A 19,613-nucleotide genomic window follows, 5' to 3' on the forward strand; every position below is an offset into this window, starting at 1 on the left:
TATGATTACCATGGTCTTAGAGTATACTACTCATACGAACACAGTAAATATAAGGTAGCCGATTCCCATCATGATAATTGAATGCTTAAGCCCGGACATTACACTACCTTCGCCCATAGCACCTGCCATAAGGCCTGAACTTAGACCCTGAATAAGAGACGCGTGCATGAAAAGGCGTATATATGCATCAAGGTCGAAATTGCCCAGAAAACCTCCACTACCCCCGGATTCTGCCATCTTTTCACCAGCCGCTGCCATCTCCGCTAGAAATGTCGTGGAAATAACATAGATAACACCTACGAACACCATGAAGGAGATATAGATGATCACAATATAGATCATCATGCTCATGGCACGTTCACGTTTCATTGACTGTTCGGAAGCCGCATCGCGAGCCGCTACCAGAAGCACCTCACCAACATCACCACTTGATTCATTGGCCTTTGTAATAAGCGTCAGTGAACGTGCAATTACCTGTGTTCGGAGCCTGTTGGCAAATCTGACAAGAGAATCATTGACATTCATTCCCCATGAGATATCTGCCCAGATCATCTTGATCTCATTTTCAAGCTGTCCGGATTTTGAATTTGCCATTAGTTTGATAGAATCCCGAAGTGTCATCCCGGTCTCATTGGTACTTGCGAGCTTCTTCAAAAAATCCGGGAAATTCTTTTCAAGATTCTTTTTCTTACGGGACATTATCTCATGAAAGAGTGCCATTGGTATCATAACAATGAACAGTACAAGCACGAGATAGTCGTCAATGAATCCAACCTTTTGTGCTGTTGTCGCAAGACTTTCCATATTTAACCCGAAAGATATAATAAGAATAAGAATTGCCACAGGAATTGTGATAGCAAGAGAATATAATGGATTGTGCATCACCAGATCGAAAGGATTTTTCAGGAATTTCCTGAAAGAAAGTGATTTTTTGGATTTCGCAAAATTCAGATAATATTCTCTATTGCGGACAATTTCTTCATCATCATTGACAAGTTCTCCTGCATCATCATAAACCGGTTCCAGATATGAAGGAAGATCAGGAATACCGTGCTCAAGTATGGTTCTGGTAGGCAATAGTTCAGGTTCACCCATTTCACTCGGAGTTATGATACTGATCATTACCACGAACATAAGAGAGCCTATAGGTAAAACAGCATATATGATAGCATAGACCATAATCGCCGAACCGGAACCCATGACCGCCATCATAACGCCCATGATTATAATAAACAAAGGACCAGCAACGAATGCGGTCACATACGACTCCGCAAGTAGTCCGAGGGTCTCCAAAAACCCTTTCTCGTCGATAATTGTTTTTTGAAGATACTGTTCGGCTTTATCTTGAAAATAGCGTGGAATGCTGCCACCACTATCGATAATTGTAATAAGATTATCCATTAGTTCACTGAATCTATCAGAAGGGGTCCTCTCACTGATATTCAAGATAGCGGTCTTCATATCATACCCGAAATAATCCATTTCGCGGATAATGGCATTGACCTCATTCGAAACTTCCCCATAGGTACTGCCTGAGCGGGAAAGCAACCTGAACACCTCTATTATGTTCATACCACCTTTGCTAAGTGCATACATGAAAGTGACCGCATACGGAAGATTCCTGTCAATATTACCCTTCCTTTCACCCGCCTGAAACTTGGGATAAAGCATGAACAGACCATATATAACACCACCAAGTGAAGCAGCAAAGAAGACCGTGATAAGAAGACCTACGAATATATTCCTGAATTGGAATATCCATGCACTTGATGCAGAGAATTCCAGTTTTGTCATGGATTCCGGCAATCCTACCACATAGATAGAGATATACGCAATAAAAAGACCTATTAGCAGGCCGAACACGCAACTTAGTAACGAATAGAATATTGCATTAGAGACATAGACCTCATAAGATAAGGGGATCCTGGCCTGGAAAATATGTAACTGAAGGTTCTCATACTTATCTTTCCTCTCCTGGACATAATCACCAAGCAATGCAAAAGGTATTTTTTTGAGAATATTAAAATATGTACCGGCCTTCTCTTTGGAATAGGTCGTATCGTCTGTACTGCCAGAGAACTTGTTCCTTAGCTTTGCAAGTAGCGATGTCTTCTCAACAGTGGAAGAAGCCTGGGCTTCAACATGCTCATCTTTTTTTTCCAAAGAGTTGCTTTCCGTCACTTTGATACTCCTGAGGATCAGAGCAGATCTAATTTCTTCATGATCTTTTCCGGATTGGATTGATATGTATTGATTATGTTCGATATCTGTTTGAAATCATTGATGTCATTATTTACCATATATTCAAGAACACGCTGACGGTTCCTTAGCTCATTATTGACATCCTTAGCATCCCAGCCCCTTTGAATACGTATGTCTAGGAGGGCTTTGGATTCACCGGTCCTGTGGAAAATATCAGTATTCGAATCCCATACAAACACGTCATTAGTCCTGATATTGTGCGTATTAGGGTCTATATCAACGATCTCCACAAGTTTCAGATTTCTCCTGACACGTTTGCCCTGGGAAAAGGTCTGCGCCTGAATGCTCATGATATCAAGTGCCTGTATCATGTTACGCGGAACACTGATAGGAGGATTTTCCAGTCTGTGAATTGCAGATGGAACTGAATCCGCATGCATTGTAGAAAATGTGGTATGGCCTGTGGACATGGCCTGGAAAAGAGTGAGTGCTTCCTTACCTCGAACTTCACCCACAAGAAGGTATTCTGGACGCTGACGGAGTGCAGCCTTCAAAAGATCGTACATGTCCACTGCCCCTCTCTCATCCGATGTGAACGAATCCCTTGTTACACCCGGTATCCAGTTCGGATGTGGTAATTTCAATTCCCTTGTATCTTCAAGGGAGATGATCTTCGCTTTTTCAGGAATGAAAAGAGATACTGCGTTCAGTGATGATGTCTTTCCTGAGGCAGTACCGCCTGCATAGATAAGGCTCTTATTGTTCTCTATACATAGCCAGAGATATGCCATAGATTCCGGTGAAAAAGTGCCCCATTTCAGAAGGTCTACAGGGGTTATCGGCACTTCATTGAATTTCCTGATAGTGAAAGTACTGCCGTGGGTAGTGACACTCGTCCCCAACGTCATTTGTATCCTTGAGCCGTCCGGCATGGTGGCATCCACCATCGGGTCAGCAACAGAGATGTGTTTGCCGCTCCTCTGTGCAAGCTGTATTATAAAAGAGTTCAATTCCTCTTCATCAAAAACAATGTTTGTAGCAATATTCTGGTAATTTTTATGATACAGGAATATAGGTTTGCTGTGCCCATTACCCGAAATATCCTCAAGGGAATCATCGTGCATCAAAGGATCGATCTTACCAAAACTTATGAAATCACGTCTGGTGTAATAGAAGATCTTTTCGAGCATTGCAGGAGTTATACCGATAGCATAATCCTTGATTATATCCCTTATTTCCCTTTCAATTACCTTTTCCTTGTTATCATCTTCATCGATCTTTTCTACAAGAAGTTTATTACGCAGTCTGTCCTGTACCTCGGCCAGGAAAACTGTTTCAAAATCAGACATCGAAGGTTCAACAGCATAATAGATATGGTCATTATTATCTTCGTTGTAAAGGATGACAATGAAAACATAAGGTTCATTGACCCAGTAACGATCAACTTCTTCATAATTATCGATACCTTCAAAATAGGAAAGCATACCATGTAATTCTGGGTTATATGCCTCTATCTCTTCATTTTCATGAGAGAAAAGATTTTTGATCTTCTGAATAAATCCGATATTTTCAGCAGAAACAGGTTTTGAGCTAGCATCTACAGACTGTTCAACAAGTGCTTCATCAGTCCCTTCAGCAAGTTGATCATCATGTATTTCGTTGGACTGCTGATCAGCTTTTTTATCCATATCAAAGGTCTCATCCGTGACATTAACAATATTTGCCTCCGAATTCACCGATGTGGGTTCTATTTTATCTTCGGAAGGTGATACTTGGTCAATATTAGCATATTTAGCCCCAACAGGCACCCATTCTTCTGTAGGATCATGGGCAGAAAGATGAGGATTAGCAAATTTATCGGACCTTGGCAGAAGTATTCCTAATTCCTCTTCCATTTCTTTATCGTCGGAAGTTTCCGGGATATCCAAAGGATACGAGTTATTTTTACTGCGTGGTCTCAGTATAACAGCATCAAGGTCTTCTTTTTCAATATTCATGCCTGACGCAGGTTTGAATATATTTGGCTCTTCAAAAGCAAACCGATCAAGAGTTGATGAAGAAGACGCTTTTTCGGGTTTAAAGGCCTCTGGCTCTTCATGGTTGGAAGAAGGATGTGGGAAAGTCCTGATCTCATTTTCCTGAGCTATTTCTTTTGTGCTCAAGGTCTGAAGTCCTGACAAACTCTCTTCTGTACCATTTATAAGATCAGGATCATTTTTAACAGCAGCCTTCAGATCGGCATCTATTCCATCATCCGATCCAGATTCGTCTGTTCCTTTTTCTGTCTTTTTGACCATCATTACACCGCAATGGTTCATATGGAGCCAATACCAGAGATATGGCAACCAATGTTATCATTATCATTATTATGATTACTTATTATTATACTTATTGATGTTGATTTGCGTATTATAATGAAAAGTAATGAAAAATATTAAATCTAAAGCTATACATGTTCGTTCTATTATCGGTTCAAATTGCAATCTGGTCATGAATAGATGACCATGGAGATATCCCCCATGCCAATAATCACCTTACAATACGAGGATCTGGAATCACTAACTAAAGCAGACAAGGATACGATCATAGACCGCGTGCCAATGATAGGCGCGGATATCGAGCGTATTGAAAAGGAAGCCATCGACATCGAGTTCTTCCCTGACCGACCTGATCTTTACAGTGTCGAGGGAGTGGCAAGAGCAATGAGAGGTTTTATGAACATCGAGACCGGCCTTTGCCAATATGAAGTAACGCCATCTGGCATCCATATAGAGCTCGAAGAAGGAATAAAGGATGTAAGACCTGTCATAGGATGCGCTATTGTAAGGGGTATCAATTTCACATCCAGCTCCATCAAGTCATTGATGGACCTGCAGGAAGACCTGCACTGGGGCCTTGGAAGGAACAGGAAGAAAGTGTCTATAGGGGTTCACGATATGGCGAACATCAGACCACCTTTCAAATACCAGGCTGTCGACCCTGACTTCGAGTTCGTGCCTCTTGATTTTACTGAGCCGATGACAATGGATGAGATACTTGAAAAGCATCCAAAGGGTGTTCGCTTTGCAAACATCCTCGAAGGAATGGAGAAATATCCCCTGATAAGTGATTCTGAAGGGAACGTCCTTTCATTCCCACCGATCATCAACGGAACCCTTACAAGGGTCGAGGAGAGTACCACAGACCTTTTCGTTGACGTCACAGGTCTTGGAGATGCAGTATATACCGCACTCAGCATCGTTGTGAGCGCACTTGCCGAGAGAGGCGGAAAGATAGAGTCAGTAAAGGTTGTGTATCCTGACGGGACCGAAAAGGTCACACCGGACATGACACCAAGGACTCTCAAGGTACCTCGCTCAGAGATAGATTCACTGATAGGCATAGAACTCACAGCTGATGAGATCATCAACGAACTAAAGAGAATGAGGTTCGATGCAACCGTCCTTGAGGACGGCGAATTGTTCGAGATAAGCGTTCCGACCTACAGAGCTGATATCCTCCATAATTATGACATCGTCGAGGATATTGCCATTGGATACGGCTTTGATAAGATCAAAAGCGAATTTCCAAAGAGTGCGACCATTGGATGTGCACACCCCATCTCAATTACAAGAGGCGTCATGCGCGAGATAATGGTGAGCCTTGGTTACTCCGAGGTCATGCCTTTCACCCTCACAAGCCAGAAGGTACATTTCGAATGGATGAACAGGGAAGAGACAGACGATGTTACCTTCGTACTTCATCCCATAAGCGAAGACCAGACAATGGTACGTACCACCATATTGCCGAACCTTATTGAGATATTTTCCCTGAACCAGCATCATGAACTGCCACAGCGCCTCTTTGAAGTAGGTGAGGTAGTCGTTAATTCAAGGAACCGCCTGCACCTCGCAGCAGCCTCCATACACGCCCAGGCTAACTTCACAGAGATAAGAGAGGTCCTTGACGCGGTCATGAGGGAACGGGATATCGAATACGAGGTCGCCGTATCTGATGACCCGGCATTTATCGAAGGCAGGCGTGCAGACATTCTTGTCAACGGTGAAAAGGTCGGAATGATGGGAGAGCTATATCCTGAAGTTATTACAAACTTCGGTCTCGGACAGCCCATCGTTGGATTTGAGATAGACCTTACAGAATGAGTATTTGACCATTCCCGGAAATATCCGGGAACAATTCTTTTTTTATTTGATATTTTAAAGACTTCAAAACCGATAAAAAAGATACGGGCCCGCCGCGATTCGAACGCGGGTCAGTGGGTGTCTTCGCAGTAAAATACTACATCGAAGCCCACGAGGATGTCCTGGCTACCCTACGGGCCCTCTTTCAAAATTACGATGCTATCATTGTAATTGTTACTATTAAATCTTTCCATCATGAAATCAGAATCATAGAACGCAGTATACCATCATTTGAGAAGGGATAACTGTAGCATCATGGATATCAGTATCAACAGCAGACCGAATATCTTTTTAAAATAGTTCTCAAAGAATCCACGCAGGGATGAAACTCTAAGGTACATGAGATGAGACCCTAGCTGACCTCCGATAAAGGCCACGATCCCAAGGATCGCCAGCGTATGAAGTTCTATTTGGGCATTGCTTATGTGGGAAAGGAAACCGGAAAGGGAAGAGAACAGCACCACCAGAGCAGATGTTGCAGGGGCACGCCTGACACTGAAACCCAGGAACACGAGTATAGGTACAAGGAAAATACCGCCACCGACCCCCAATAATCCTGCAATGAAACCTATGAACATACCCGCTATTATTCCGATAGCAAAACGTTCCTTTACACCCATATTAGAAGCAGTATCATTCTCCCCTACATCTTTCGAGAGTATCATGAGCACACCGGCAGCAGCTACGACCACACTGAAGACACGAAGAACGAACTCTTCGGGTACAGAAGTGGAAACATACGCACCCAAGGGCGCAGCTATTGCAGAGGATAAGATGAACGGTGCTGCTGTCGGGAGGTCAACTGTTTTCTTCCTTAGATAAGTAACGGATGCAGAAGCAGTTGTGACCACATTTAGCATGAGAGCCATTGCAATGGCAGTTATAAGATCGATACCGAGCCAATAGAACAGCGGCACATAGATAACAGCACCACCCATTCCGAGAAATGAGAAGAGGATGGAAAGCAATAGCACCAATGCGATAAGAGTAAAAGGATCCATGATATCGTTTTCCAGGAATATATCAATTCTTGATCACGTACGCATTGTGGAAAAGTTCCATCTGTTCCCTGCTACCTACAACTGCAACCAGATCATCAAGTTCAAGAACGAACGAGTCATGCGGATCGATAGTTACTTCCTTACCACGTTCAACCCCCAGTACTCTGCAACCAATCTTTTTGATAAGATCAAGTTTAACTATAGAAATACCGACCATGGGAGAATTTTCATGTAACCGGAACTTCTCGATCCCTATCCCCTCATAGAGAACAATATCTTCGAAAAGGTGGTCACATTCATATTTTGAACAGGTAGAAGTTATCTTTGCAAGCATCTGTCCTGCAACAATGGAAAGAGAGCCCACATAATCAGCGCCTGCCTTGTATATCTTATCAATGGACCTTACAGAATTAGCACGCGAGAATATGAGAGAATCCGGTTTCATGCCACGTGAAATAAGGGTTGCAAAAATGACATCATTGTCATCGTTCAAAGTGATTATCAAAGTTGATGCTCTATCGATTCCGGCTTCCTTAAGGACATCTTCATCCGTACCATTGCCTACAACATAAGGGAAATCAGCATTTGAAAATTTTTGCTCACTTGTATCAACGACCATAAAGTTGAGCTGATGGTCCTGGAGCACCTCTACAATGCGTTTACCCACATCACCATAACCAAGTACTATCAAATGTTCATCTGTTCTCATAGCAATGCTTCACCCAGCTAAATTTTCAAGTTTTGCAAGTTGTTCCACTGTACCGGCTGCAAGGATTACAGTATTATGTTTAATTCTATCACTTTGATCAAAATCGAATGTTAACTTCCCGCTTTTACGCAGAGCTATTACCCTGGCACCCGTCCTATCTTCTATCGATGCCTGAAAAAGGGTCATTCCAACAAGAGTGCTTTTTGACTGTATCGGAAGTTCCACGATTCGATAACCATCAAAGAACTCGGTTGCACCGGAAACCATTCCAAGGATAGGATCTACCGCCTTTTTTGCAATGAACCTGCCAAGCACGAGCTTTGGCGAAATTACCCTGTCAGCACCTGCATATTTCAGGTACTTCACATTAGATGCATCCTCGGCCACAGCGATTATCCGGACATCACTTAGCTTGCGTGCGGTCAGAGTGATATTCGCATTCTCACTGTCCGACATATTGGCAATGAGAAACCTTGCAGAATGGATATTCGCATTCTCAAGGGAGGACTCCTCACTGGCTATACCATACAAACACGGGATATGTTTTTTATTTATGGAACGAAGGACTTCCTCATCATCCGAAAGGATGACAAAGTCCATTTCCTGCTCCTGGAACTCTTCGATCAATGTCTCTACAAGCTGGTTATAGCCACAAACAATAATATGGTCGGACATCTTCTTAGGAACCCTTGCAGGTAAAGGAAGTTTCATTGTCTTCTCGAACCAGGGAGTTACAACAAGGGTTATCAGAATTCCAAAGAACATGGAAATACCAGACACCTGTACAACTATGGAAAATAACTTTCCGATAACCGACCTGAATACGATATCACCATAACCAACCGTTGTGATAGTTGAGACCACCCAGTAGAAGGCATCGTGGAAGTTTATGTGCTCGAGCTGCTGCTCAAACTGCATGATCTTAATAAAAATAAAAATATAGATAACAACGACAGCAATGGACATGCCAATATACCCTGCCATATGCGTGCGTAAGAAATTTGGGTACTTCATCCAATTTACCTCTTATATCTATATTTTATTCTTAATATCAGACCTATGCAAAGGTATTGTACACTTAGAATCCGTGTACAATATAAGGACCGAATATCATAAAGAGGAACGAAGCCAGTATCAGCATTGTAAAGGATGCTGCAATGGCGGAAGATACCTCTTTTGCTTTGGTTTCATCAGAAATGAACCTGCTGATAAAAGCGTGCAGATAGTCCCTGAACACATGACCACCATCGAGTGGTACTGCCGGCAGACAATTGAACAGGCCAACATAAAAGTTGAGCCAACCTACCCACAACAATGTGTTCGCGATCCAGAATACGCCTATTCCTAATGGTTCACCCCATCCTATCGGAGAATAGAACTGTGCAAGCTGACCACTAAATCCGGGGAAACCCTCTCCTGCAAATCCAAATATTGGAAGGCCCAGAATGATTATCCAGCCAGTAAATCCTCCAAGCATCGAAGGTATAGCTTTCAGAGCCGCAAGGTAGTCCTTTGCAGGGAATTCGCCTATGGACATACCAAGAGGTACAATTTCAAGTCCATTGGAACCATAATAGATACCAAGGAACCCTTTATCGGAACCATTATCTGGATGGGAAGCCAGTTCGATCTCAAATACCTCAGAAGAGACGTTCTCTTCTGCAGCCTTATCAGCTATCACGGTTTCCACAGAGATGATCTGACCTATCTTGGTGGAGTTCATAAAGGTGACAAAATCTTCCGATGAACCAATTGGAGTATCATCGATCTTTATTATCAGCATACCGCTTTCAAGACCAATTGCTTCAGCCGGAGAGTCCGCAACGATATTATTGACATATATGCCCTTTATACCATCATCCGTATCATTTCCTACCTCAACATCATAGACCAATAAGTTCTGATCCTTTGAAGCATGTACCTGAACAACTGTCCCTGCTTCTATATTGTTCATGTAAAGAATAATGTCATTAGCCTTCTGTATAGAAGTATCATCTATCTGTGTTATGACCATACCGTCCTGAAGCCCTGCAATATCGGCTGGCGAATCAGAGGTCACATTGATGATCATGGTATCGCTCATTGGAGCTATAGCACCAAGGACCGGACCGAAGAAAAGGATGAATGCTATTAAAGCAACAACGAAATTGGACATTACCCCGGCAGCAAGTATCCTTGCCCTCTGCTCCCTGGAAGCAACTTTTTTAGGTACTACTTCTTTAACGGTGCCCAGAATACGTCTTTCGATGGGGCCATCGGTGGTATCAGCACTAAGGCCTTCTGTATTTTCCTTTTTGACCCCGAAGAGCTCCTCTTCATCAGGCTCGGCAAAACCGCCTATGGGAACGATGGCAAGGAGAATTCCCATGGATTTTACCCTGATACCCTCGACCCTACAGAGGATAGCATGGGAGAACTCATGGACTACAAGAGTAACAAGCAAGGCTATAACACCCCAAGTCAGGGGTATGAACTCATTGACACCAGGTATCAGAAAAATATTCCTTGCCTCATTGAACTTCCCAGGTTCCGGCAATGTGCTTTCGCCTATAGAGGCCAGCATTGCAACATCTGAAAGTATGATTATGAAGAACATGGCGAACATGCCAACGAACATAAGAACAATGCCAATGTTCGCAAAGGTCCTCCAACTTCTCTTCGGGCGTGCAAGAAGATCCAATAAAGCTTGACCTTTGACCGTCCTGATCATAAGGACAGGACCATAGGTAGATATGTTGTATCGCTCAAGTATTCCTTTCTTGTCAAGTATTGATATGATTGCCCAATATACAAGGAAAAGGGCAAACAAGGTGCTAGTGCTGACCAAATGGACTCTCCTTTGTTAGTGGTACTGAAATTAAGATCACGTTTTTAATTAATGTATTATTGTCATTTGTAAAGTCATCTGTTTCTATAAAAGAGATTTCATAAGGATAAGAATGAACAGTATCACAACATATCAGAGAAGGAACCGAACTGCTGTGCAAAATTAAGCTGATCCACTTCTTCCCAGTCTTCAACTATTTTTCCATTTTCAATGCGACTGATAGTTATTCCGGTGAAATGCACAGGTTTTTTTGTGGCCACAACTCCCTGAAACTCACCAAGATGGGTACCACTTGCATTCCAACGTGTCACTACCTTATCACCTTCTGCAATGACATCATATATCTCGAACACAAGATTTGGAAGGGCATAATGGATAGCTCCCATGAACTCGATCAATCCTTCAAGATCAAGGGTAGAACCCCCGAAATGCATCTGATAATCATTGCTGCACTTCTTGATCAGCATTTCCGGATGCCATCCACGACTGGCTACACTCAGAACAAGCTCTATATTATCCTCATTGCCACTGCATGGACCAGAAGATAGATTACTATCAGATCGAACGGTTGTCATCAGGATAATATAATTACTTACTCACTAATAAATATAATTCCAAAAATAACAGAATATTTGTAATGATAACATAAGAATTCGAACAAATTATAATAAATTCATAATGAGAACATATCAAAGACACATATTAAAGAACCTAAATAAACGCATCTGATAATAACAAATGCAAATAATTTGAATAGATATATTTATAACAAATACTGCTATTAATAGCAACGTATTTCTCAAATGCGGGAGTAACCAAGTGGCCAACGGTGGCAGACTCAAGATCTGCTCGTGTAGACGTTCGGGGGTTCGAATCCCTTCTCCCGCACCATTTTAATTATTAAATTGATCTTTTTTTACAAGCATGACAATAGTCATGGTGACAGACATGGTGACAAGCATGGTGACATACAAAAATGTAGTTGAGGCCACTGTAGACATGATCAGAGAGGCAGAGACACAACTCCCTGATGATGTTATAGACGCACTTAAAAGCGCAAGACAAAATGAGTCAAGTGACGTTGCAAGATCACAGATCGATGCGATACTGAAGAACATTGATATTGCAAGCAACAACAACATCCCCCTCTGCCAGGACACAGGCATCCTTATCTTTTATGTAGAGATCGGAAGGGAACTGAAACTTGATATTGACCTTAAAGGAGCTATCCTTGAAGCATCCAGGATAGCCACACAGGAAGTACCCCTCAGGCCAAATGCGGTACACCCCATAACAAGAAGCAACAGTAGCGATAACACAGGGGATGGCCTCCCCGATATCAAATACGAATTTGTCGAAGGCGATCAGCTGAAGATAACGGTCGCGCCAAAGGGTGCAGGCTCGGAGAACATGAGTGCACTTAAGATGATGAATCCCACAGAACTGAAAGATATCAGGAAATTCATCCTTGAGACCGTTCTCAACGCTGGCGGAAGACCCTGCCCCCCAATAATCGTAGGAGTTGGCATCGGCGGGTCCTTTGATAAGGCCGCTCGCCTTGCAAAATCTGCCCTGCTGCGCAAGGTAACGGACATGACGGAAGAAGAGAGGAATATCCTTAAGGACATAAATTCACTCGGCATCGGCCCTATGGGACTAGGAGGGGATACCACAGCCCTTGCTGTACATCTTGCTACTTCCTACTGCCACACCGCCTCGCTTCCTGTAGCCATCAATATCCAGTGCTGGGCGAACAGACACGCATCCGTTGTCCTCGGAGGTGACGAATGATGGAATATCATCTTAGCACCCCCCTGAAAAAAGAAGATATCGAAGAACTCAACGCCGGCGACATTGTCTATATCTCCGGAACAGTACTGACGGCTCGTGATGAAGCACATGCGAGGATCCTCGAACTAAAAGAAGAAGGTAAAGAACTTCCATTCAACCTTGAAGGTGCAGCCATATACCATTGTGGTCCACTTATGCAACAGACAGATGAAAAATGGAAAGTCGTTGCAGCAGGCCCCACAACAAGTGACAGGATGTCGAAGATGACACCTGCACTTCTTGAGAACTTCAATGTTCGCGTCCTCATTGGAAAAGGCGGAATGAACAATGTGGCCGATGCCATGAAAGAAAAATGCGTATATCTTGCCTATACCGGCGGATGTGCCGCCCTTGCATCAGGCTCCATAAAGAACGTACCTGCAGTTCACTGGCTCGACCTTGGAATGCCGGAAGCTGTGTGGGAACTTGAAGTTGATGAATTCGGACCTCTTATAGTAGGAATAGACACAAAAGGACAAGACCTTTTCATGTCGATAAAAGAAAAGGCAAGAAGCTCATTTTTAAAACTTTGAGCTTCTGATATTCTTTTTTTAATTCATTTATTTGACTGGGCGTTCTTTCATTAATTCATTCGTTCAACCGATGTTCCAACTATTCGATCAGCCAACATTCATAGTCCAGTTACTGTTTAAAGCACTATGAATGAAAGCCATGCAACTAGCGTCAGGGCGAAAGAGTGTTTCAGCCCGGCACTCAACTTCCCTTCCCCCATCTGCCCTGCAACAAGGCCACTCATGTAACCCTGGATGATGGTGGCATGGAAAAGTATGCGTACAAAATTATCAGCATCGAAACTACCTATGAAAGAACCACCGGCAGGTGCAGAAGATGAAGCCACACTTGCCATGTGCATAGTAGGAACGAACTTTGTGGCCAGCATCAATATCACGAAAATGAATACAAAGAATGACATGTAACTGATCACAACATAAACAGCCATGTTACCACGGCGCTCCCTTTCAAGGGTCTTGATCTCACTTGCATCCCTTGCAGCAGCCTCGAGGACAAAAGAAACACGACCTCCCGCACGATTTGCCTGAGTGATAAGTGCGACTGACCGGGTAATAAGACTGGTGTTCATCCTTTTTCCGAAATTCTCAAGCGTGTCCTCAAAAGAGATACCCCAGGAAAGAGAAGCATCCATCTTACGGATCTCCGCGGTCATTTCACCGTATTCACCTTTTGCAACAGTCCCTACAGCAGACGGAAGGGTTAGACCTGCTCTGCTCATCTCTGCAATATCACGAAGAAAATTTGGAAGATATTCCTCTACCTTGTTGATGTAACTTGCTTTACGATAGTATGTCAATGCAGGAGGGAGCATAAATATCCAGCTTGAAATAATTAGAACATTATCAATGCCGGGTGTTCCCCAGGTCAAGTACAAACCAGCGATCATGAATATAATTGCTGCCGGTCCACTGAAGATCATGGCATAATAAGGATATGTTGAAAAGGAACCTTTGGGATCCTTCATAAAATCTCTTAAACGGTCATCTTTCTTGACATCATCAAGCTTCATTAGGATGACCTGCTCTTCATGGGCACTGAGCTGATCCTCATCAAGTTCATCAATTTCAACAATATTTCTTCCGGTCTTTTTATTGAACTTCATGATCATTCCTCCGGAGTTAGTAAACTTATTACCACGAGAAACATCGCACTTCCAACTGGGATCAGGCCATAAACAAGAATGTATAGGAACATATCATCCGCACCACCCATGAGTGATACAATAGCTATTGTGATAATAAGGAACAAAGGACCAGCTACAAATGCAGTAACATAGGTCTCACCAAGAAGACCGAGAGTTTCCAGAAACTCTTTCTGCCTCTGCCTGTTATCAATGATATACTGTTCAGCCTTTATCTTGAAATATGGATCAAGCTCGCCACCAGAAGTTACAACGGTGATCGCACCCTGAAGGAATTCCTGTAACATCGGAGATGGTGTTGCAGATGCAAGGTTCTTCATTGCAGACACAAGGTTGCTGCCAAGAACTTCCAGATCACGTACAAGGTACTTTGCTTCAACACACATCTCACCATAGATGTCATTGTTTGAAAGAGCACGGAAAAGATCGACTGGAAGAACCCCCGCGCCAGACATTGCAGACATATAGTTGATAGCATAAGGCAACATCTGTTCGATCCTACGTTTTCTATCACCTGCAACAATGGCAGGGTAATAGTTCAGGAAGGAATAAACACTGCCAAAACATAAAGCTGCAATAGTAAAACCTCCAAAGACCGCTACCAGGATAGGCTGGTAAGGACGATAAGCAGCAGTCCACGCTGGAAAACCAAATTGGTTCGCCTCTATCACCGGCACACCAATGAGTGCTATAACAAAAAGGAATAGGAGAAATATACATAATGTGGCGATGATAGATGCCATGAGGACGCCAGCAAGATACCTATCATATCCCATATTCATCCTGGACCTTAGTAGATTTTGCCTTAAGTTGAAATACTTTGAACGTTTGTCCATATAGTATCTACCAAAAAGCGCAAAAGCTATATTGAGATATTTATCCATTCAGATCCTGCCTTACAACTTTCATTAATGTTTCAGGCTCACGCCTGTGCGCAACCACTATCTTGGAGAAATCCCTGAAGTATGTGATATTCTTCAAGCGCGTCCATTCGATGACGTCTTGACGCTGCTGCAATTCTTCCTTGACCCTGGCATCATCCCAGCCTCTTGATTCCATTAGATCATCAAGGATATAGGAACGACCGGAATATTGGAACATGTCTGTTGCTGCATTCCATACAAATACTTCGTTCGTCAGAAGTTCACCAGTTCTCGGATCAACTCCTATGATCTCGGTAAGTGATTTACATCTCCTTACCCTCTCATCCCCAATTTTTACCTGTGCCTGAATTGCTACAATATCAAGTGCTTGGATCATGATCCTGGGCACATTGATGGGAGGATTCTCAAGCCTGTGTACGATCGATGATACGGAATCTGCATGCATAGTGGAAAATGTTGTGTGCCCTGTGGACATCGCCTGGAAAAGCACATATGCTTCGGCACCCCTAACTTCACCCACGAGGATAAATTCCGGACGCTGACGAAGTGCAGCCTTCAAAAGTTCATACATCTCAATGGAACCTTTATTTTCACCTCCAAAAGCATCACGCGTAACACCAGGTATCCAATTAGGGTGAGCAAGGTTCAATTCTCTTGTATCTTCGATGGAAACAATTTTCATTTCAGGCTGAATAAAAGTGGAAACGGCATTCATCGCAGTGGTCTTGCCTGAAGCAGTGCCGCCTGCGAAAATAAGACTCCTACTTGAATCAACAGCAAGCCAGAGATATGCAAGCATTGCAGTAGAAAATGTATGATATCCTACAAGATCAGCAGGCATAATTGGATTCTCATTGAATCTACGAATAGTAAAAGTACTTCCCCTTGTGGTGATCTCCCTTCCAAGAGTCATCTGTATACGGGAACCATCAGGCAATGTTGCATCCAGGATCGGATTCGCAATGGAAATATGTTTGCCACAAATTTGAGCTAGCCTTATGATCAGATCATTTAATACATCTTCATCATCGAAAATTATATTGGAAGGTATGGATTCATACTTTTTATGATATACATAAACAGGAGTGTTCGGACCATCACCTGAAATATCCTCGATCTCAAGATCACGCATAATGGCATCTACTTCACCATAACCAAGATAATCACGAATAATGTAATAATTGATCTTCTCGCGAGTTACGGAGGTGAGTCTGATCCTGTAATCGATAAGGAAAGAATTAACATTTGACCTCAAATACTCTTCGGAATCAAGTCTGTTCATACTTTTCAGATGAACATCCATAACTTCGCCAAGACGTTCTTTTATCATCTTGAAGAGCCTTGTTTCCTCTTTGGAAAGTTCAGGTTCAAGTACCTGGTACAGGTATTCATGAATTTCAGGATTATAAGCTACCCTAATGTAAGAATATGGCGGATTCACATTATAGAATTCCATTTCTTTATAAGCAGAACCTTCTGGAAGAGTTATTTCCACAAGAGGACCATGTTTTGCGAGATCATAATCTTCCAGTTCAAAAGCTTTTGCGCTGATCATACTCAAGAACTTCTTGAAAAACGAATCCGGTTTGATCTCAAGAGGAAGATCCTTTGGAATGCTTTTCTTTGCACCAAGTTCTCTCAGGGTCTTTTCCCATGCTGAATTGATCTCATCCGGTAACTTAGAGGAATCGTCAACATTTTCATCGGCAAGATCAAGTAACTCCTCAATATCGCCGTCGACCTCTTCTTTAGAAAGTAGCTCAGCCTGAGAATCACCCTCAACAACCTCTACAATATTTGACAATTGATCTTCCGAAGACTTGCCCTTACCCACTTCTTCTGAAGATGGACTTGATGACAAGTCATCCACTACCACATCTATTGTATTCATTGCAATATTCTCCGCAGACATATTTTCGTTTTTTTTGCGTCGAATCCAGTATCAGAACTTTTTACCATTCTACCAAACCCTTTGTGATCGATATTCTTTGATGGACCAAAATATAGGACCTACCCCCATGATATGTCTTCATTATTGTGCAGAATGAGTGCATACGATTACTACAAGTTGCACAGCATCACCATCATTATAATTATTATAGTAGCGTTTTATAAAAGATTATTGGTTATACAAGAAGTAAAACTAGCATCAACCCACCCCAGAAATGTCAGCCAATGTAAACCTATATATCCAGAAAAATGAAAGTACTAAAAAGATAAAGGTGAAACAATGCAACTAAAAGTACAACCCATTGATGTCAAAGTAGGCAAATATAAAGTTATCCTGAACACAATTGATGCTAAGGAGCTAGGTGTCCATGAAGGAGATAGGATACGCATAAAGAACCACGAGACCCTAACAGCCATCGTGGATTTTACGGAAGATATGATATCACCCGGAATGATAGGGCTATACCATGAAGTAAAGGAGGCACTGAATAAGGAATGGACTGAGACGGTCGAGGTATTCCCTGCTGAAAAACCAAAATCAACCTATATTATAAGGAAGACTATGGATGGACAGAAGCTCACAAAGGAAGAGATAGACCTACTTGTTAAGGATATTGTCGAAGAGAACCTTGCCGAGATAGAAATTGCTGCATTCCTCACTGCCACATATATAAATGACATGACCGATGATGAAACCGAATGGCTTACTCGTGCCATGATAGATTCTGGAGACAAGCTAGAATTCGATAGCCATCCGATAATGGACAAACATTCCATCGGCGGAGTTCCCGGTAATAAGATATCATTGCTCATCGTTCCGATAGTAGCTGCAAACGGATTACTTATCCCAAAGACCAGCTCAAGAGCCATCACTGGCGCAGGAGGAACCGCAGACCTTATGGAGATACTTGCACCCGTGGAGTTCAATGCTGCTGAAATTAAAAGGATGACCGAAGAGGTTGGTGGCGTACTTGTATGGGGTGGTGCTACTAACATCGCACCTGCAGATGATAAGCTCATAAAGGTAGAATATCCACTTTCAATTGACCCTCATTGCCAGATGCTTGCGTCTATCATGGCAAAGAAAGGTGCTATTGGTGCCGACCATGTAGTAATGGACATACCCACAGGACCCGGTACGAAGATCAAGAACGTACAGGAAGGAAGAAAGCTCGCAAGAGACTTGATCAATCTAGGAGACAGGCTTGGTATGGATGTGGATTGTGCTCTGACCTATGGCGCATCACCTGTGGGGCGCACTATCGGACCTGCACTTGAGGTGATCGAGGCATTGAAGGTCCTTGAGAGCTTTGAGGGGCCAAACAGCCTGATAGAGAAGAGTGCATCACTTGCAGGAATGCTTCTTGAGATGGGAAATGTAGCTAACAAAGATCAGGGATATGACCTTGCCATTGAGACCCTCAAGAACGGAAAAGCACTGGCGAAATTCAGAGAAATAATCAAGGTACAGGGTGGAAATCCTGATGTGACCCACAAGGACATTTCTGTGGGAGAATTCACTGAAGATATCATTGCCCCCACTAACGGATATATACTTGAGATGGATAACAAGCGTCTAGTTCAGATCGCAAGGCTTGCAGGAGCACCTAACGATAAAGGTGCAGGAATACGTTTGCATAGGAAACAGGGAGAACCTTTGAAAGAAGGAGATCCTGTGATGACCATTTATGCAGAGAAGAAATCGAAACTTGAAAACGCGGCCAAGAGCGCTAAGGAAAGACCACCGTTCATTGTAGAGGGAATGATGCTGGAGCGCATCCAGAGTTTCAAGGAGATATAATTAAAATGCAAAGGATTGTGATCCTCCGACTCGGACATCGTCCAGAGAGAGATAAAAGAATTACCACCCACGTAGGCCTTACAGCTCGCGCCCTCGGTGCTGAAGGTATGCTCCTGGCATCAAATGATAAAGGCATTAAGAATGCCATCGAGGATGTAGCCGAGCGCTGGGGTGGCGATTTCTATGTTGAGAATGATGTCAACTGGAAGAGCGAGATAGAAAAATGGAAAGAGGAAGGCGGTAAAGTATGCCACCTTTCCATGTACGGGATCAATCTTCCTGATGCTGCCGGAGAGATCAAGTTGTGCGACAAGCTCATGATAGTGGTCGGTGCTGAAAAGGTACCCACGGAGATATATAATCTGGCCGACTGGAATGTTGCCGTTGGTAATCAGCCGCATTCCGAAGTCGCTGCTGTCGCCCTCACCATGGACAGGATCTCACAGGAAGAGCCGCTAAATCTTGAATTTGGAGATGCGGAACTCACGATTGTTCCAATGGAACGAGGAAAACGAGTTATTAACAATATTGTAGAAGAGTGAGACCAATTTGG

The 19,613-nt window shown here is 43.0% G+C and carries 15 protein-coding genes and 2 tRNA genes; 6 read left to right on the top strand and 11 right to left on the bottom strand.

Annotated features, from left to right (window positions below; genetic code table 11):
* Positions 1-30: 30 nt before the first annotated feature.
* Both AC20MK_RS07005 and AC20MK_RS07010 read right to left on the bottom strand, forming a co-directional pair.
* Positions 31-2,181, bottom strand: coding sequence for a type II secretion system F family protein (locus AC20MK_RS07005; RefSeq protein ID WP_487355155.1), 2,151 nt, complete (start codon positions 2,179-2,181; stop codon positions 31-33).
* Between the two features lie 17 nt (positions 2,182-2,198).
* On the bottom strand, positions 2,199-4,502 hold the full coding sequence (locus AC20MK_RS07010) for a type II/IV secretion system ATPase subunit (protein WP_487355156.1): 2,304 nt from the start codon (positions 4,500-4,502) through the stop codon (positions 2,199-2,201).
* A gap of 219 nt (positions 4,503-4,721) precedes the next feature.
* On the opposite strand from AC20MK_RS07010, the gene pheT reads away from it, so the two are divergent.
* Positions 4,722-6,344, top strand: coding sequence for a phenylalanine--tRNA ligase subunit beta (gene pheT, locus AC20MK_RS07015; protein ID WP_487355157.1), 1,623 nt, complete (start codon positions 4,722-4,724; stop codon positions 6,342-6,344).
* An 84-nt stretch (positions 6,345-6,428) separates the two neighbouring features.
* Here pheT and AC20MK_RS07020 read toward each other — a convergent pair.
* The 6 genes from AC20MK_RS07020 to AC20MK_RS07045 all read right to left on the bottom strand — a co-directional run bounded on the left by AC20MK_RS07020 (position 6,429) and on the right by AC20MK_RS07045 (position 11,495).
* Positions 6,429-6,524: transfer RNA gene (locus tag AC20MK_RS07020), tRNA-Arg, on the bottom strand.
* An 86-nt stretch (positions 6,525-6,610) separates the two neighbouring features.
* Positions 6,611-7,384 (bottom strand): sulfite exporter TauE/SafE family protein, encoded by a 774-nt coding sequence (locus tag AC20MK_RS07025; protein WP_487355158.1) that lies wholly within the window; start codon positions 7,382-7,384, stop codon positions 6,611-6,613.
* Between the two features lie 22 nt (positions 7,385-7,406).
* Positions 7,407-8,093, bottom strand: a complete 687-nt coding sequence (locus AC20MK_RS07030) for a potassium channel family protein (RefSeq protein ID WP_487355159.1) — start codon at positions 8,091-8,093, stop codon at positions 7,407-7,409.
* Between the two features lie 9 nt (positions 8,094-8,102).
* Positions 8,103-9,107, bottom strand: a complete 1,005-nt coding sequence (locus tag AC20MK_RS07035; protein ID WP_487355160.1) for a potassium channel family protein — start codon at positions 9,105-9,107, stop codon at positions 8,103-8,105.
* Positions 9,108-9,171: 64 nt separating this feature from the next.
* Positions 9,172-10,920: a site-2 protease family protein gene (locus AC20MK_RS07040; RefSeq protein ID WP_487355161.1), complete on the bottom strand. Its 1,749-nt coding sequence runs from the start codon at positions 10,918-10,920 to the stop codon at positions 9,172-9,174.
* Between the two features lie 122 nt (positions 10,921-11,042).
* Entirely contained in the window at positions 11,043-11,495 is a 453-nt protein-coding gene (locus AC20MK_RS07045) for an ester cyclase (protein WP_487355162.1), read from the bottom strand.
* A gap of 230 nt (positions 11,496-11,725) precedes the next feature.
* Here AC20MK_RS07045 and AC20MK_RS07050 point away from each other — a divergent pair.
* From AC20MK_RS07050 to AC20MK_RS07060, 3 genes are all read left to right on the top strand, one after another.
* Positions 11,726-11,811: transfer RNA gene (locus AC20MK_RS07050), tRNA-Leu, on the top strand.
* A 33-nt stretch (positions 11,812-11,844) separates the two neighbouring features.
* A complete protein-coding gene (locus AC20MK_RS07055) occupies positions 11,845-12,711 on the top strand; it encodes a fumarate hydratase (RefSeq protein ID WP_487355163.1) in 867 nt (288 codons plus the stop codon).
* Positions 12,711-13,283, top strand: a complete 573-nt coding sequence (locus AC20MK_RS07060) for a FumA C-terminus/TtdB family hydratase beta subunit (protein WP_487357081.1) — start codon at positions 12,711-12,713, stop codon at positions 13,281-13,283. The genes AC20MK_RS07055 and AC20MK_RS07060 overlap by 1 nt, the downstream gene beginning before the upstream one ends.
* 116 nt (positions 13,284-13,399) lie before the next feature.
* On the opposite strand, the gene AC20MK_RS07065 is transcribed toward AC20MK_RS07060, so the two are convergent.
* From AC20MK_RS07065 to AC20MK_RS07075, 3 genes are read right to left on the bottom strand one after another with little or no spacing between them, the layout of a single operon-like run.
* The gene (locus AC20MK_RS07065; RefSeq protein ID WP_487355164.1) at positions 13,400-14,386 is read right to left on the bottom strand and encodes a type II secretion system F family protein; all 987 of its coding nucleotides are present in this window, start codon (positions 14,384-14,386) and stop codon (positions 13,400-13,402) included.
* Positions 14,387-14,388: 2 nt separating this feature from the next.
* On the bottom strand, positions 14,389-15,309 hold the full coding sequence (locus AC20MK_RS07070) for a type II secretion system F family protein (protein ID WP_487355165.1): 921 nt from the start codon (positions 15,307-15,309) through the stop codon (positions 14,389-14,391).
* Positions 15,302-17,200 carry a type II/IV secretion system ATPase subunit gene (locus AC20MK_RS07075; protein WP_487355166.1) on the bottom strand — a complete coding sequence of 633 codons (1,899 nt, stop codon included), beginning with the start codon at positions 17,198-17,200 and terminating at the stop codon, positions 15,302-15,304. The genes AC20MK_RS07070 and AC20MK_RS07075 overlap by 8 nt, the downstream gene beginning before the upstream one ends.
* Positions 17,201-17,539: 339 nt before the next feature.
* Between AC20MK_RS07075 and AC20MK_RS07080 the strand changes: the two genes are divergently transcribed.
* Both AC20MK_RS07080 and AC20MK_RS07085 read left to right on the top strand, forming a co-directional pair.
* Complete coding sequence (locus tag AC20MK_RS07080) at positions 17,540-19,060, top strand: AMP phosphorylase (RefSeq protein WP_487355167.1); 1,521 nt, start codon at positions 17,540-17,542, stop codon at positions 19,058-19,060.
* 5 nt (positions 19,061-19,065) lie between these two features.
* Positions 19,066-19,602, top strand: a complete 537-nt coding sequence (locus tag AC20MK_RS07085; RefSeq protein WP_487355168.1) for a tRNA (cytidine(56)-2'-O)-methyltransferase — start codon at positions 19,066-19,068, stop codon at positions 19,600-19,602.
* Positions 19,603-19,613 lie beyond the last annotated feature (11 nt).

It is taken from the genome of Methanococcoides sp. DA23, assembly GCF_057593895.1.